We start from the raw sequence: 14,094 nt of genomic DNA, 5'->3' as shown, positions 1-14,094 counted from the left end.
GACTTCCCCCCGTACGGCATGTACGTTTCCGCTCGTGCCCGCTCCGAAGAAGACCGCCGGGCGATCCCTGCTGGTCGCCTCCGCCGTTCTGTCGTCCCTCGCCCTGGCCGCGCCGGCCGCCGTCGCCGCCCCGAAGCCCTCGGGCAGCCCCTCGGCGAGCCCGTCGGCCACTCCCCCGGCATCGATGTCGACCGTGGGCGGGGCCCGGCTGGGCAGGCCGGGGACGCAGGTGAACCTGGCGAGCGGCGTGCCGGTGCTGCCGAAGGACGTGAGCGCCCGCTCCTGGATCGTGGCCGACGCCGAGACCGGGGACGTGCTGGCCGCGCACAACGCCCACTGGCGCCTCGCCCCGGCGAGCACGCTGAAGATGCTGTTCGCGGACACGCTGCTGCCGAAGTTCCCGAGGACCGGGAAGCACAAGGTCGCGCCCTCCGACCTGGCCGGGATCGGCGCCGGCTCCAGCATGGTGGGGATAAAGGAGGAGGAGACCTACACCGTCCACGACCTGTGGCTCGGTGTCTTCCTGCGCTCGGGCAACGACGCCGTGCACGTGCTGTCCGCCATGAACAAGGGCGTCGAGAACACCGTCCGGGAGATGAACGAGCACGCCGAGGAGCTGCAGGCCCTCGACACGCACGTGGTCAGCCCGGACGGCTACGACGCCGAGGGCCAGGTCTCCTCGGCCTACGACCTGACGCTGATCGCCCGCTCCGGGATGCAGAAGAAGGATTTCCGGGAGTACGCCGCCACGGTCTCCGCGAAGTTCCCCGGCGAGACGAAGAAGGGCAAGAAGGGCAAGTCGGTACGCGAGTCCTTCGAGATCCAGAACACCAACCGGCTGCTGGCGGGCGACTCGGACGTGCCCGTCTACCAGGGCATCGCGGGTGTGAAGAACGGCAACACCACCAACGCGGGCGCCACCTTCACCGGTGTCGCCGAGCGGAACGGCAAGGTGCTGCTGGTGACCGTGATGAACCCGGAGAAGTCCGGGCACAACGAGGTCTACAAGGAGACCGCCCGGTTGTTCGACTGGGGCTTCAAGGCGGCCGGGAAGGTGCAGCCGGTGGGTGAGCTGGTGCCGCCGAGGAGCGCCGCCGGTGCCCAGCCCGGCGCCAACCCCTCGGGGGAGGCCGGGGGTGCGGGCAGCGGCTCCGGCACCTCGACCGGGACCGGCGGCAAGCCGGTGGCCGGTGCCCCGGCCGCGGGCGGCTCCAGCGGGGTGGGCGCCGCGCTCGGCATCACCGGCGGGGTGCTCGTGCTGCTCGCGGCCGGCGCGTTCCTGGTCAACCGCCGCTGGCCGCTGCCGGATCTGGTGCGCCGCCGGACCCGCCCGTGAACGCGGGGACCTCGTCCCGCTTGCTCTGCGTCGCCGTCCAGGAGGCGCAGAACAGCACCAGCTTCGAGGTGAAGTTGATCCACAGCAGCAGGGCCACGGGCACGCCGAACGCGCCGTACATGCTCTTCCCCGCCACGCCCTGCAGATAGCCGCTGAGCAGCAGCTTGAGCAGTTCGAAGCCGACCGCTCCGGTCAGCGCCGCCACGAACAGCCGGTGGCGGGTGGGCTCCACGCCGGGCAGCAGGGTCAGGACGTAGAGCAGCAGCAGGAAGTCGGCGAGGACGGCGATCAGGAACGCGGCGACGTGCAGCAGCACGCCGCTGAAGCCGCCCTCGTCGATGCCGAGCTGCCGGGTGATCCAGCCGACCATCGCGGAGGCGACGGCGGAGGCGGCGATGGTCAGCAGCAGCGCGCCGCCGAGCCCGATCAGCACCCCGGCGTCCTTGCCGTAGCGCACGACGGGGTTCTCCTCCTCGTCGGGCAGCTCCCACACCGCCCGCAGCGACTCGCGCATCGAGCCGGCCCAGCTGACGCCGGTGAAGAACAGCACGGCGCCCGCGATCAGCCCGATCGTGCCCGCGTTGTCGACCAGGCCGGCGATGTCCAGCCGGTCGGAGATGCCGGGCACCTGCTCGGCGATCTTGTCCTGGAGCTGGTCCTGCTGCTCGGTGCTGAGCGTGGCGGCGGCGATGGTGGCCGAGACCGTCAGCAGCGGGAAGAGCGCGACGAAGCTCGTGAAGGTCATCGCGGCGGCCAGCCGCGTCCACTTCACGCGGTCCAGCCGCTCGTACGACCGCCACGCGTGGGTGATCATCAGCCGCTCCGCCCACGGCCCGATCACCGGGAGTCTTTTCAGCCAGTCCATGATCCGACTCTGCCCTCCGCCCGGAACACCCATGTACGGGTACCCCAGAACCGCAGGACCGTGGCCAGGGCCATGCCGACGACCGCCCCGGAGACGGTGTCGGCGCGCTGCGAGGTGAGGCCGAGGCCGTAGTGGCTCACGGCCAGGCACAGCAGCTGCACCGCGGCCCCCGCCAGGTTCACCGCGGCGAACACCGCGCACGGCAGCAGGCCCTTGGGCCGGCGGTCCCGGTACGGGCCGAGGGCGTTGCCCGCGTAGGCGAGGGAGCAGGCGGCCAGGAAGGACAGCGCCTTGGCGGTGAGCGGGCCGAGACCGGCCGGGCCGCGCAGGAAGGTGAACAGGGCGAGGTCGGCGGTGTAGGCGATCAGACCGACGCCGGCGAAGCCCAGGAGCTCTCGCCGCAGCGGGGATCCCGGGCCGCACCACGCGCGCGCGGTCACCAGTTGGCCACCGCCAGGCCGTACATGGCCACCCAGGCCACCCCGATGAGGGCCAGGGCCCGGTCGCGCAGGACGACGTCCTCGGGTTCGCCGGCCGTGCCCCGGTCGGCGAACACGGCGTAGCGCAGGACGGCCAGGACGAAGGCGACCATGGACAGCTGGCGCCAGGGCAGCACGCTGGTGTGCGGGACGCCGCCCTCCTCCATCGCCCACAGGCAGTAGCCGAGGACGGCGGCACCGGCGGCGAGCTGCCAGACGAAGCGCAGGTAGCCGGTGGTGTACTCGGTGAGGAGCGCGCGGGTGGCGCCCGCCTTGCCGGCCATCTGCACGGCCTCCGAGTAGCGCTTGGCCGCCACCATGAACAGCGCGCCGAACCCGGTGGTGATGAGGAACCAGCGCGAGAGCGGGATGCCGAGGGCGAGTCCGCCGATCATGGCCCGCATCAGGAACCCGGTGGTGACGACGGCGAGATCGACGACGAGGACGTGCTTCAGGCTGATGCAGTACGCCAGTTGCATGGCCAGGTAGGCGGTCAGCAAGGCGGCGACGGCCGGTCCGCACAGCCGGGCGGCGGCGACCGGCGCGAGGACGCCGAGGGCCCCGCCGACGGCGTAGGCGACGGGCACCGGGACCTGCCCGGCGGCGACGGGGCGGTGCCGCTTGACGGGGTGGGCGCGGTCGGACGCGGCGTCGCGGGCGTCGTTGACGAGGTAGACGGCGGCGGCGCAGGCGGTGAACAGCACGAAGACCAGGCTCAGTTGCGTCAGGGCGTGCCGGGAGAACAGCTCGCCCGCCGCGGCCGGGGCGGCGACCACGAGGACGTTCTTGACCCACTGCCTGGGCCGGGCGGTCCTGACCAGGCCGGCCAGGAGGCCGCCCTTGCGGGGCGGTGCGGGCCGCTCCTCGGGGGTGCGCTGCCGCAGGACGGCCGTCTCAGTCACGGGGGGCGCCTCCCGTCATCCAGCGGGCGCCGAGCCGGGCCGTGAGCGCGCCGAGGGCCGCCCCGGCGGCGACGTCCGAGGGGTAGTGGACACCGGCCACCAGGCGCGAGACGCACACGGCCGCGGCGAGCGGCGGGACGGCACGGGCCCCGAGGGCGCCGAAGGCGACGGCGGCGGCCGCCGCGGACGTGGCGTGGGAGCTGGGGAAGGAGTGCCGGCCGGCGGTGCGCACCAGGGGCTCGACGTGCGCGGGGCGCGGACGGCGCACGATCCTCTTCACCCCCATGCTGGCCAGGTGCGCCCCGGCGGTCAGGGCCGTGCCGCGCAGCCAGGCGCCGCGTCTCCTGCGGTCCACGGCGGCTCCGGCGAGCCCCGCCGCGAGCCACAGCGCCGCGTGCTCCCCCGCCCAGGACAGGGCGCGGGCGGTGCCCGCCACCCGCGGGTCGCTGCCGCAGGCCCTGAGCGCCGAAACGATCCGGTGGTCCATGTCGTGCAGGTCGTCGAGGTCGTCCATGTGGACTCACTGTTCACGCCAACCCGCCATGAACTACGGCAATATTGAGCGACATCCCATTAATCACCCATTTCGGGGAGAGGTGCCATGTTCCCGAACTGATCGCTCACAGTAGGGCGATACGGTCACGGACATGTCTGCCGACACCGATTACGTCTCTGACGTCATGGGCTTGGACCACACCACCGTCACCGGCTGGGGCCGCACCGCCCCGACCGCCGCCCGGCTGATCCGCCCCCGGACGTACGAGGAGGCCGCGGCAGCCGTCCGGGCGTGCGGGGCCCGCGGCGGGATCCCCCGGGGACTGGGCAGGGCCTACGGGGACGCGGCGCAGAACGCGGGCGGGTCCGTGCTGGACATGACGGCCCTGGACCGCGTCCACGCCATCGACGCCGACGGCGGCACCGTCCTGTGCGACGCGGGGGTCTCCCTGCATCGGCTGATGGAGGTGCTGCTGCCGCTCGGCTGGTTCGTGCCCGTCACCCCCGGCACCCGCTACGTCACCGTCGGCGGGGCGATCGGCGCCGACATCCACGGCAAGAACCACCACGTGTCGGGCTCCTTCGCCCGGCACGTCCTCGCGCTCGAACTGCTCACCGCCGACGGCGAGATCCGCACGGTGATCCCCGGCACGCCCCTCTTCGACGCGACCGCCGGGGGCATGGGCCTGACCGGGGTGATCCTCACCGCGACGATCCGCCTCCAGCCCGTCGAGACGTCGCTGGTGTCGGTCGACACCGAGCGCGCGGCGGACCTCGACGACCTGATGGCCCGGCTGGCCGCCACCGACCACCGCTACCGCTACTCCGTGGCCTGGATCGACCTGCTGGCCCGGGGCGCCTCGACCGGCCGCGCGGTCCTCACCCGCGGCGACCACGCGCCGCTGGACGCGCTGCCGGCCCGGCTGCGCCGCGACCCGCTGGCCTTCCGCACCTCGCGGCTGCCCGCGGCGCCCGCCGTCCTGCCCGAGGGCCTGCTCAGCCGCACGACCGTGGGCCTGTTCAACGAGCTCTGGTACCGCAAGGCCCCCCGGTCCCGCACCGGGCAGCTCCAGCGGATCTCCGCGTTCTTCCACCCGCTGGACGGCGTGCCGCACTGGAACCGGGTCTACGGCCGCGGCGGCTTCGTCCAGTACCAGTTCGCCGTCGGCTACGGCCAGGAGGAGGCCCTGCGCCGCATCGTGCACCGGATCTCCGCGCACCGCTGCCCGTCCTTCCTGGCCGTCCTCAAGCGCTTCGGCGAGTCCGACCCGGGCTGGCTGTCGTTCCCCGTGCCCGGCTGGACGCTGGCGCTGGACATCCCGGCCGGCCTGCCCGGGCTCGGCGCGTTCCTCGACGAGCTGGACGAGGAGGTCGCCGCCGCGGGCGGCCGCGTCTACCTCGCCAAGGACGCCCGGTTGCGCCCGGAGCTGCTCGCGGCGATGTACCCGCGCCTCGAGGAGTTCCGCACCCTGCGCGCCGAGCTGGACCCGCACGGCGTGTTCGTGTCCGACCTGGCCCGCCGCCTCCATCTCTAGGCAACCACTAGGAGCTGTCATGAAGGACGCCTTCGGCCTCCCCCAGTCCCTGCTCGTCCTCGGGGGTACCTCCGAGATCGCCCTGGCCACCGCCCGCCGGCTGATCGCCCGCCGCACCCGCCAGGTCTGGCTGGCGGGCCGCCCCTCGCCCGCCCTGGAGGAGGCCGCCGGGCAGCTGCGCGGGCTCGGCGCGGACGTGCGCACGGTCGCCTTCGACGCCCTCGACCCGTCCTCGCACGAGGCCGTGCTGGAGAAGGTCTTCGCCGAGGGCGACATCGACATGGTGCTGCTCGCCTTCGGTCTGCTGGGCGACCAGGCGCGCGACGAGCGCGAACCGGAGGCGGCGGTGCGGGTCGCCCAGACCAACTACACCGGCGCGGTCTCGGCCGGCCTGGTGTGCGCCCGGTCCCTGCAGTCCCAGGGGCACGGCTCGCTCGTGGTGATGTCGTCCGTCGCGGGCGAGCGGGCGCGCCGCGCCAACTTCATCTACGGCTCCAGCAAGGCCGGCCTGGACGCCTTCGCGCAGGGGCTCGGGGACGCGCTGCACGGCACGGGTGTGCACGTCATGGTCGTGCGCCCGGGTTTCGTGCGGACGCGGATGACCGCCGGGCTGCCCGAGGCGCCGCTGGCCACCACGCCCGAGGCGGTCGCGACCGCGGTGGAGCTGGGGCTGCGGCGCCGCTCGGAGACGGTGTGGGTGCCCGGCACCCTGCGCGTGGTGATGGCGGCCGTACGGCACCTGCCGCGCGCGGTGTTCCGGCGGCTGCCGCTCTGAGCCGCGGGGTGCGGGGGCCGGGTCAGCGCATGGGGACCGAGCCGCGCTCCACGCGGCCGGTCTGCGGCGGGACGACGGAGCCGCCGAAGGGGAACTCGCGCAGCTTGCGCCACACGCCGTCGGCGCCCTGCTCGTACAGGGCGAAGCCGGTGCAGGGCCACTCGGCCGCGTAGTCGGCGAGCTCCTCGAAGGCCCGGTCCATCGCCGCCTCGTCGATGCCGTGCGCCACGGTGACGTGCGGGTGGTACGGGAACGCCAGCTCGCGGTCGATCGGCCCGGCGGGATCGCGGACCTGCTCCTGGAGGGTCGTGCAGGCCTCGGCCCCGGCGACGACCCGGACGAACACGACCGGCGACAGGGGCCGGAAGGTGCCCGTGCCGGACAGCCGCATGGGGAACGGCCGGCCGGCCGCCGCGACCTCGGTGAGGTGCGCCTCGACGGCCGGCAGGGCCGTCTCGTCGATCTCCGTCGGCGGCAGCAGGGTGACGTGCGTGGGGATGCCGTGAGCAGCGGCGTCGCCGAAGCCCGTGCGCAGCTGCTGAAGCCGGCTGCCGTGAGGCTCCGGGACCGCGATCGACACGCCGATCGTTACGGTCCCCACGTCGTCTCCTGTCATGTCAGTGCGGCCGCTGATACGACCACCCGGTTATCGACTGTACGGCCACGAGGGGGTTACGGGCAGGCGCAACGGAAGTGATGTACAGCGCTGTTCGGTGGTACGGCCGTGCGCCGGGGCGGGTTCAGTGCTTGGCGGGCAGGAAGCCGACCCGGTCGTAGGCCTGGGCGAGGGTCTCCGCGGCGACCGCGCGGGCCTTCTCGGCGCCCTTGGCCAGGACCGAGTCCAGCGTCTCGGGGTCGTCCAGGTACTGCTGCGTGCGCTCCCGGAACGGCGTGACGAAGTCGACCATGATCTCGGCGAGGTCGGTCTTGAGCGCGCCGTACATCTTGCCCGTGTACTTCGCCTCCAGCTCGCCGATGCTCTCGCCGGTGAGGGTCGAGTAGATCGTGAGCAGGTTGCTGACGCCCGGCTTGTTCTCCGCGTCGTAGCGGATCACGGTGTCCGTGTCGGTGACGGCGCTCTTGACCTTCTTGGCGGTGGCCTTCGGCTCGTCGAGGAGGTTGATGAGGCCCTTCGGCGTGGAGGCCGACTTGCTCATCTTGATCGACGGGTCCTGGAGGTCGTAGATCTTCGCCGTCTCCTTGAGGATGTACGGCTTGGGGAGCGTGAAGGTGTCGCCGAAGCGGCCGTTGAACCGCGTGGCCAGGTCGCGGGTGAGCTCGATGTGCTGGCGCTGGTCCTCGCCGACCGGGACCTCGTGGGCCTGGTAGAGCAGGATGTCGGCGACCTGGAGGATCGGGTACGTGAACAGGCCGACCGACGCGCGGTCGGTGCCCTGCTTGGCGGCCTTGTCCTTGAACTGGGTCATGCGGCCCGCCTCGCCGAAGCCGGTGAGGCAGTTCATGACCCAGGCGAGCTGGGCGTGCTCGGGGACGTGGCTCTGCACGAAGAGCGTGCAGCGGTCCGGGTCCAGGCCGGCGGCCAGGAGCTGGGCCGCGGCCAGGCGGGTGTTCGCCCGCAGGTCCTTCGGGTCCTGCGGGATGGTGATGGCGTGCAGGTCCACGACCATGTAGAACGCGTCGTGGGTCTCCTGGAGGGCCACCCACTGGCGGACGGCGCCGAGGTAGTTGCCGAGGTGGAACGAGCCGGCGGTGGGCTGGATGCCGGAGAGCACGCGGGGTCGGTCAGTGGCCATGCCCACCATTCTCTCAGGTCCCGCGGCCCGATCCGGAACCGGCCGGGAACAGCCGGGGCCCCGTTTCGTCCCGGCGGTGCGGCAGCGGCGGGAGCACCGGCGGCGGCCCGGTGTGAGGCCGGGCCGCCGCGGGAAAGGTGCGCCGGGTGCCGATCGACCCGGCCGGGTGAGCCCCGCGACCGGGGCGGGGCGTCAGCCCAGGTCGATCTCCGGGTACAGCGGGAAACCGGCCACGAGGTCGGTGGCGCGGCGGGAGATCTCGTCGGCGATCTTCGCGTCGAGGACGTGGGCCGCCTTGGAGGGGGCGCCCGACTTGGTGGTGCCCGCCTCGGTGGCGGTGAGCACGCGGTCGATCAGGCCCGCGACCTCGTCCATCTCCGCCGCCCCCAGACCGCGGGTGGTGAGCGCGGGCGTGCCGATGCGGATGCCCGAGGTGTACCAGGCGCCGTTCGGGTCGGCGGGGATCGCGTTGCGGTTGGTGACGATGCCCGACTCCAGCAGCGCGGCCTCGGCCTGGCGGCCGGTGAGGCCGTAGGAGGAGGCGACGTCGATCAGGTTCAGGTGGTTGTCCGTGCCGCCCGTGACCAGCGTGGCGCCGCGGCGCATCAGGCCCTCGGCGAGGGCGCGGGAGTTGTCGACGATGCGCCGGGCGTAGTCGCGGAAGGACTCCTGGCGGGCCTCCGCGAGGGCCACGGCCTTGGCGGCCATGACGTGCGGGAGCGGGCCGCCGAGGACCATCGGGCAGCCGCGGTCGACCTGGTCCTTGAGCGAGTCGTCGCACAGGACCATGCCGCCGCGGGGGCCGCGCAGCGACTTGTGGGTGGTGGTCGTGACGATCTGGGCGTGCGGCACCGGGTCGAAGTCGCCGGTGAGGACCTTGCCCGCGACCAGGCCCGCGAAGTGCGCCATGTCGACCATGAGGGTCGCGCCGACCTCGTCGGCGATCTCGCGCATGATCCGGAAGTTCACCAGGCGCGGGTAGGCCGAGTAGCCGGCGACGAGGATCAGCGGCTTGAAGGCGCGGGCCTGCGCGCGCAGCGCCTCGTAGTCGATCAGGCCGGTGGCCGGGTCGGTGCCGTAGGAGCGCTGGTCGAACATCTTGCCGGAGATGTTCGGGCGGAAGCCGTGGGTGAGGTGGCCGCCGGCGTCCAGGGACATGCCGAGCATCCGCTGGTTGCCGAAGGCCTGGCGCAGCTCGGCCCAGTCGGCGTCGGTCAGGTCGTTGATCTGCCGGGCGCCGGTCTTCTCCAGGAAGGGCACCTCGACGCGGGCGCCGAGCACGGCCCAGAAGGCGACGAGGTTGGCGTCGATGCCGGAGTGCGGCTGGACGTAGGCGTGGCGGGCGCCGAACAGCTCCTTGGCGTGCTCGGCGGCGAGGGACTCGACGGTGTCGACGTTGCGGCAGCCGGCGTAGAAGCGGCGGCCGACGGTGCCCTCGGCGTACTTGTCGCTGAACCAGTTGCCCATCGCCAGGAGCGTGGCCGGGGAGGCGTAGTTCTCGGAGGCGATCAGCTTGAGCATCTCGCGCTGGTCGGCGACCTCCTGGCCGATGGCGTCGGCGACGCGCGGCTCCACGGCGCGGATCACGTCGAGCGCGGCGCGGTAGGCGGTGGAAGCGGGGCTGAGCTCTGCTGACATGGGGACCTCCGGACGTTGCGTTCAGCGTTCACGGTACGGCCCAGGCGCACGGCTCTGTTCTGCTCGGGCCGCTCCCCGATGGTTCGTCCCATCCCAGCGCGCCAGTCACGGCCCGGCGATCAGCCTACCGGACCCCGTCGCACCGCACCGGGCCCGCTTCACAGGATCACGTGCGGGAGGAACCTCGCGTACTCGTCCGTGACCAGGCCCGAGGACTCGCGGATGCCGAGGCCGGCCGACTCGTCCTCCACCACCCAGGCGCCCAGGACGACGCGGTTGCCGTCGAAGTCGGGCAGCGGGCACAGCTGCTGGTAGCAGCACGGCTCGTCGCGCAGGACGGGCCGCGTGCCGGGCTCGTGGATCGTGACGCCCGCGCCCTCGCGGCCCAGCAGCGGCTTGGCGACCCAGCCGGTGGCGGTCAGGTCCCGGGGGCCGTCCAGGTGGGCGGGCAGGAGGTTCGGGTGGTCCGGGTACAGCTCCCAGAGGATCGCCAGGAGGGCCTTGTTGCTGAGCAGCATCTTCCAGGCGGGCTCGATCCAGAGGGTGGAGCCGGTGCCGCCGCCGTTGTCCAGGGTGTCCAGGACGTGGCCGGCGAAGCGGTCCGTGGTGAGCCACTCCCAGGGGTAGAGCTTGAAGATGCTGCGGATGAAGCGCAGGCGCAGGTCGACGAACCGGCGGGAGAGGCGGTCCCAGCCGATCTCCTCCATGGAGATCCAGTCGGTCTCCAGGCCCGCCTGCTCTGCGGTCTCCTTCAGGTAGGCGACCGTCATGAGGTCCTCGCCGAGTTCGTCGGCGGAGGAGTGGGCGAAGTACAGGGGGCTGCCCGGGGGGAGGAGTGCGGCCTGCTTCTTCCACGCCTCGACGAGGCGTTCGTGCAGGGAGTTCCACTGGTCGGCGCCGGGGAAGCGCTCCTCCATCCAGAACCACTGCGGGGACGCGGCCTCGACCAGCGAGGTGGGGGTGTCGGCGTTGTACTCCAGCAGCTTGGCCGGGCCGGTGCCGTCGTAGCGCAGGTCGAACCGGCCGTAGACGGAGGGCAGTTCGGCCCGGCGGTGCCAGGACTCGGCGACCAGGCGGGCCACCCGGGGGTCGGTGATGCCCAGGTCCGCGAAGCGGTTCTCGGCCACGATGTGCCCGGCCGCGGCCAGGCACATGCGGTGCAGCTCCTCGACGACCTCTTCCAGGGCCTCGACCTCCGGCAGGCCGAAGACGTAGTAGGCGCTCTCGTCCCAGTAGGGGCGCAGCGAGCCGTCGGGGTAGCGCGTCAGGGGGTAGATCAGTCCCTGGTCCTCGACGGTCCGCTGCCAGTCGGGGCGGGGGGTGATCGTGCGGCGTTCCATCCTCCCGCCGCCCGTCAGCCGCCGCCGCTGCCGCCCGAGCAGCCGAAGCCGCCCCGGTCGACGGCCTCGCTGCGGCTGAAGGTGCCGTCGTCGGCCCGGCCGTTGGCGACGTCGGCGTCGTAGTACCAGTCGGCGCGTTGCACCGTGCCGATCGTCTTGCGGCCCTTGCCGGACGAGGAGCCGGCGCCCGCATGGCAGTTCTTGTCGGCGACGACCCGGTAGCCGTTGAGGTAGTCGTAGCTGTCGCGGTCCACGCAGCGGCGGTCGGGGTCGGAGCCGCACGCGGACAGGGCCGCCGCGAGGACCCCCATGCCCCCCAGGACCACCGTGCTGGAGCGCAGGCGTCGTCGTGTTTCGGCCATGTGCGTTCCCCCTGTGCCTCTCCCCGTCGTGCACTGATGAGCGATCAGACTAGAGAACTCCGCGGGCGGGCGCGCATGCCCCCCTCCTTCCGGCTGCTGTCCTACTGTCGATTCGTGATCTTTGGAATGCTTTGCGCCCTCGGTGCGGCGGTGTGCTTCGGTACGGCGACGGTGCTGCAGGCCGTCGCCGCGCGGGCCGCGGCGGCGAGCGGACCCGGCGGGGACGTGGCGCTGCTGTGGCGGGCGCTGCGGCAGTGGAGGTATCTGGCCGGGCTGGCGCTGGACGGGCTCGGGTTCGTGCTGCAGATCCTGGCGCTGCGGTCGGTGCCGATCTACGCCGTCGGGGCGGCGCTGGCGGCGAGCCTGGCGGTGACGGCGGTGGTCGCCGCGCGGCTGCTGAAGGTGCGCCTGAGCCGGGTGGAGTGGGCTGCGGTGGGCGTGGTGTGCGCCGGGCTGGCGCTGCTGGGACTGGCGTCCGGGGCGGAGGGCGACGAGTCCGGGCCGGGCTGGCTGAAGTGGGCGCTGCTCGCGGCGGCGGCCGGGGTCCTGCTGCTGGGTGCGGTGGGCGGGCGGCTCCCGGAGCGGGGACGCGCCCTGGCGCTCGGCCTGGGGGCGGGGGTGGGCTTCGGGGTGGTGGAGGTGGCGGTACGGCTCATCGACGGCCTGACGCCCGCGGCGCTGTTCACCAACCCGGCGTTCTACGCGCTGCTGCTGGGCGGCGGTGCCGCGTTCCTGCTGCTGACCTCGGCCCTGCAGCGCGGCTCGGTGACCACGGCGACCGCGGGGCTGGTGCTCGGCGAGACGGTGGCGCCCGCGCTGATCGGCGTGGTCTGGCTCGGCGACCGCACCCGCCCGGGCCTGGGCTGGCTGGCGATCGTCGGCTTCGCGGTGGCGGTGGCGGGCGCCCTGGCGCTGTCCCGCTTCGGGGAGGCGCCGGCGGAGACGGAGGAGGGAACGCCGGAGGCCGCGGCCGCGCAGGAGGCGGACGGCGGCGGGGGCGCGGGGGGACGACGACCGTGAACGGCCGCGGGTGATGACGGCCGCCGGGCGGTGACGACCGCAGGGCGATGAACGCCGCAGGGCGACGACGACCGCAGGGGCCGACGACCAGGGTGATGACGACCGCAGGGCCTGCCCTGAGGTGAGGGTGTGATTGCCGCTGCCGTGTGCTGTCCCCGGAGGGGCGTGGGTGGGGTGTCAGCCCGGGAGGGTCGCGCAGAGGGCGTCCAGGGCGCCCGACCAGGCGTGGTCGGGTGGGGTGCCGTAGCCGACGACCAGGGCGTCGGGCGGCTCCAGGCGCGCCGCGGGGTTGCGGTAGCGGGCGAGGCCGTGCAGGGCCAGACCCCGCCAGTTGGCCGCCTGGACCACCGACTGCTCGCTGCCGGGCGGCAGCCGCAGCAGGACGTGCAGGCCGGCGGCGATGCCGGTGACCCGGGCCTGCGGGGCCCGGGCCGCGACGGCGGCGACCAGGGCGTCCCGGCGGCGCCGGTAGCGCAGGCGGGCGGCGCGCACGTGCCGGTCGTATGCGCCGGAGGTGAGGAACTCGGCCAGGGTCAGCTGGTCCAGCGCCCCGCAGGTGTCGACGCCGCCCTTGGCCGCGGCGACCTCCCCGGCCAGGTCCGGCGGCAGGACGGCCCAGGCCAGCCGCAGCCCGGGCGCGAGGGACTTGCTCGCCGTGCCGAGGTAGGCCACCCGGTCCGGGTCGAGGCCCTGGAGCGCGCCGACCGGCTGCCGGTCGTAGCGGAACTCGCCGTCGTAGTCGTCCTCCAGGACCAGCGCGCCGGTACGCCGCGCCCGGTCCAGGACGGCCGCCCGGCGGTCGCGGTGCAGCGGCACGCCCATGGGGAACTGATGGGCCGGGGTGAGGAGGACCGCGTCGGCCCCGAGGAGCCCGGCCGGGTCGGTGCCCAGGGCGTCGAACGGCAGCGGGGTGGTCGCCAGCCCGGCGTCGGCCAGCAGGTCGCGGTGCACGTCCAGGCCGTACGACTCCACCGCCACCGTCCGGGCCCCGCGGGCGCGCAGGACCGTGCCGAGCAGCCGCAGCGCGTGCGCGAACCCGGCGCACACCACGATCCGTTCGGGGTCGGCGCGCACGCCCCGGGCCCGGGAGAGGTAGCCGGCGAGCGCGGCCCGCAGCTCGGGGCGTCCGCGCGGGTCTCCGTAGTCGAGGGCCTGGTACGGGGCCGCCGCGAGGGCGCGGCGCGCGGCCCTGAGCCACTCCGCCCGCGGGAAGGACGCGAGGTCGGGGCTGCCCGGGCGCAGGTCGTAGGCGGGGCGGCCCCGCGCACGGGCGGGGGCGTGGACGGCCGTTCCGGCCGGCGGGACGGTCCCGGGCTGCCGGGCGGGCGCCACCGTGGCGACCCGGGTGCCCGAGCCCTGCCGGGCGGTGAGCCAGCCTTCGGCGACCAGGTCGGCGTAGGCGTCGGCGACCGTGTTGCGCGCGATGCCCAGGTCGGCGGCGAGCGCGCGGGAGGAGGGCAGCCGGGTGCCGGGGGTGAGCCGGCCGGAGCGCACGGCCTCGCGCAGGGCGCCGGTCAGCCCGCGCCGCAGGCCCGGTCCGGTCGGCTCCAGGTGCAGGTCGATGCCCCAAGTGGCCCAGGGTTCCGCCATGGA

General features: G+C 73.8%; 14 protein-coding genes and 1 riboswitch. Of the genes, 4 read left to right on the top strand and 10 right to left on the bottom strand.

What is annotated here, in order from left to right; translation table 11 throughout:
- The first annotated feature begins 34 nt into the window (after positions 1-34).
- Positions 35-1,336, top strand: a complete 1,302-nt coding sequence (locus tag ACFYWG_RS17130) for a D-alanyl-D-alanine carboxypeptidase family protein (protein WP_383502766.1) — start codon at positions 35-37, stop codon at positions 1,334-1,336.
- Here the strand turns inward: ACFYWG_RS17130 and ACFYWG_RS17125 are convergent.
- The 4 genes from ACFYWG_RS17125 to ACFYWG_RS17110 are packed head-to-tail and all read right to left on the bottom strand — an operon-like array spanning position 1,284 to position 4,096.
- The gene (locus ACFYWG_RS17125) at positions 1,284-2,201 is read right to left on the bottom strand and encodes a YihY/virulence factor BrkB family protein (RefSeq protein ID WP_376331774.1); all 918 of its coding nucleotides are present in this window, start codon (positions 2,199-2,201) and stop codon (positions 1,284-1,286) included. The two genes, ACFYWG_RS17130 and ACFYWG_RS17125, sit on opposite strands and share 53 nt — an antisense overlap.
- Positions 2,189-2,641, bottom strand: coding sequence for a GtrA family protein (locus tag ACFYWG_RS17120; protein ID WP_383502769.1), 453 nt, complete (start codon positions 2,639-2,641; stop codon positions 2,189-2,191). The genes ACFYWG_RS17125 and ACFYWG_RS17120 overlap by 13 nt, the downstream gene beginning before the upstream one ends.
- Positions 2,638-3,582: a decaprenyl-phosphate phosphoribosyltransferase gene (locus ACFYWG_RS17115; protein ID WP_376331770.1), complete on the bottom strand. Its 945-nt coding sequence runs from the start codon at positions 3,580-3,582 to the stop codon at positions 2,638-2,640. Before ACFYWG_RS17115 ends, ACFYWG_RS17120 begins: the two co-directional genes overlap by 4 nt.
- Complete coding sequence (locus ACFYWG_RS17110) at positions 3,575-4,096, bottom strand: phosphatase PAP2 family protein (RefSeq protein ID WP_385419188.1); 522 nt, start codon at positions 4,094-4,096, stop codon at positions 3,575-3,577. Before ACFYWG_RS17110 ends, ACFYWG_RS17115 begins: the two co-directional genes overlap by 8 nt.
- Before the next feature lie 133 nt (positions 4,097-4,229).
- On the opposite strand from ACFYWG_RS17110, the gene ACFYWG_RS17105 reads away from it, so the two are divergent.
- Both ACFYWG_RS17105 and ACFYWG_RS17100 read left to right on the top strand, forming a co-directional pair.
- Positions 4,230-5,612: an FAD-binding protein gene (locus ACFYWG_RS17105; protein ID WP_376331767.1), complete on the top strand. Its 1,383-nt coding sequence runs from the start codon at positions 4,230-4,232 to the stop codon at positions 5,610-5,612.
- A gap of 19 nt (positions 5,613-5,631) precedes the next feature.
- Positions 5,632-6,387, top strand: a complete 756-nt coding sequence (locus tag ACFYWG_RS17100) for a decaprenylphospho-beta-D-erythro-pentofuranosid-2-ulose 2-reductase (protein ID WP_376331765.1) — start codon at positions 5,632-5,634, stop codon at positions 6,385-6,387.
- Positions 6,388-6,409: 22 nt separating this feature from the next.
- On the opposite strand, the gene ACFYWG_RS17095 is transcribed toward ACFYWG_RS17100, so the two are convergent.
- From ACFYWG_RS17095 to ACFYWG_RS17075, 5 genes are all read right to left on the bottom strand, one after another.
- A complete protein-coding gene (locus tag ACFYWG_RS17095; RefSeq protein WP_376331764.1) occupies positions 6,410-6,988 on the bottom strand; it encodes a 2'-5' RNA ligase family protein in 579 nt (192 codons plus the stop codon).
- A gap of 139 nt (positions 6,989-7,127) precedes the next feature.
- Positions 7,128-8,141 (bottom strand): tryptophan--tRNA ligase, encoded by a 1,014-nt coding sequence (trpS, locus tag ACFYWG_RS17090; RefSeq protein WP_376331762.1) that lies wholly within the window; start codon positions 8,139-8,141, stop codon positions 7,128-7,130.
- 192 nt (positions 8,142-8,333) lie between these two features.
- Entirely contained in the window at positions 8,334-9,779 is a 1,446-nt protein-coding gene (locus ACFYWG_RS17085) for a glycine hydroxymethyltransferase (protein ID WP_376331760.1), read from the bottom strand.
- Positions 9,780-9,810: 31 nt separating this feature from the next.
- A riboswitch (ZMP/ZTP riboswitch) is annotated at positions 9,811-9,898 on the bottom strand.
- 39 nt (positions 9,899-9,937) lie between these two features.
- On the bottom strand, positions 9,938-11,119 hold the full coding sequence (locus ACFYWG_RS17080; RefSeq protein ID WP_383502776.1) for a glutathionylspermidine synthase family protein: 1,182 nt from the start codon (positions 11,117-11,119) through the stop codon (positions 9,938-9,940).
- A 14-nt stretch (positions 11,120-11,133) separates the two neighbouring features.
- The gene (locus ACFYWG_RS17075; RefSeq protein WP_383502779.1) at positions 11,134-11,481 is read right to left on the bottom strand and encodes a hypothetical protein; all 348 of its coding nucleotides are present in this window, start codon (positions 11,479-11,481) and stop codon (positions 11,134-11,136) included.
- 126 nt (positions 11,482-11,607) lie between these two features.
- Between ACFYWG_RS17075 and ACFYWG_RS17070 the strand changes: the two genes are divergently transcribed.
- Positions 11,608-12,501 carry a hypothetical protein gene (locus ACFYWG_RS17070; RefSeq protein WP_383502830.1) on the top strand — a complete coding sequence of 298 codons (894 nt, stop codon included), beginning with the start codon at positions 11,608-11,610 and terminating at the stop codon, positions 12,499-12,501.
- A 177-nt stretch (positions 12,502-12,678) separates the two neighbouring features.
- Here ACFYWG_RS17070 and ACFYWG_RS17065 read toward each other — a convergent pair whose 3' ends face one another.
- Complete coding sequence (locus ACFYWG_RS17065) at positions 12,679-14,091, bottom strand: PLP-dependent aminotransferase family protein (protein ID WP_385419202.1); 1,413 nt, start codon at positions 14,089-14,091, stop codon at positions 12,679-12,681.
- Between the last annotated feature and the right edge of the window lie 3 nt (positions 14,092-14,094).

Origin of the sequence: Streptomyces sp. NPDC003456 (genome assembly GCF_042878735.1) — a bacterium.
In the GTDB taxonomy this organism is placed as follows: Bacteria; Actinomycetota; Actinomycetes; order Streptomycetales; family Streptomycetaceae; genus Streptomyces.
The sequence above is the reverse complement of the archived record's forward strand: the minus strand, read 5'-3'. Positions and strand labels throughout refer to the sequence as shown.

What these genes read in the sequence shown, in the direction of transcription:
- ACFYWG_RS17080 (WP_383502776.1), bottom strand. Translation starts at nt 11,119, where the DNA reads ATGGAACGCCGCACGATCACCCCCCGCCCCGACTGGCAGCGGACCGTC.
- ACFYWG_RS17065 (WP_385419202.1), bottom strand. Translation starts at nt 14,091, where the DNA reads ATGGCGGAACCCTGGGCCACTTGGGGCATCGACCTGCACCTGGAGCCG.
- ACFYWG_RS17075 (WP_383502779.1), bottom strand. Translation starts at nt 11,481, where the DNA reads ATGGCCGAAACACGACGACGCCTGCGCTCCAGCACGGTGGTCCTGGGG.
- ACFYWG_RS17100 (WP_376331765.1), top strand. Translation starts at nt 5,632, where the DNA reads ATGAAGGACGCCTTCGGCCTCCCCCAGTCCCTGCTCGTCCTCGGGGGT.
- ACFYWG_RS17105 (WP_376331767.1), top strand. Translation starts at nt 4,230, where the DNA reads ATGTCTGCCGACACCGATTACGTCTCTGACGTCATGGGCTTGGACCAC.
- ACFYWG_RS17070 (WP_383502830.1), top strand. Translation starts at nt 11,608, where the DNA reads ATGCTTTGCGCCCTCGGTGCGGCGGTGTGCTTCGGTACGGCGACGGTG.
- ACFYWG_RS17110 (WP_385419188.1), bottom strand. Translation starts at nt 4,096, where the DNA reads ATGGACGACCTCGACGACCTGCACGACATGGACCACCGGATCGTTTCG.
- ACFYWG_RS17125 (WP_376331774.1), bottom strand. Translation starts at nt 2,201, where the DNA reads ATGGACTGGCTGAAAAGACTCCCGGTGATCGGGCCGTGGGCGGAGCGG.
- trpS (WP_376331762.1), bottom strand. Translation starts at nt 8,141, where the DNA reads ATGGCCACTGACCGACCCCGCGTGCTCTCCGGCATCCAGCCCACCGCC.
- ACFYWG_RS17085 (WP_376331760.1), bottom strand. Translation starts at nt 9,779, where the DNA reads ATGTCAGCAGAGCTCAGCCCCGCTTCCACCGCCTACCGCGCCGCGCTC.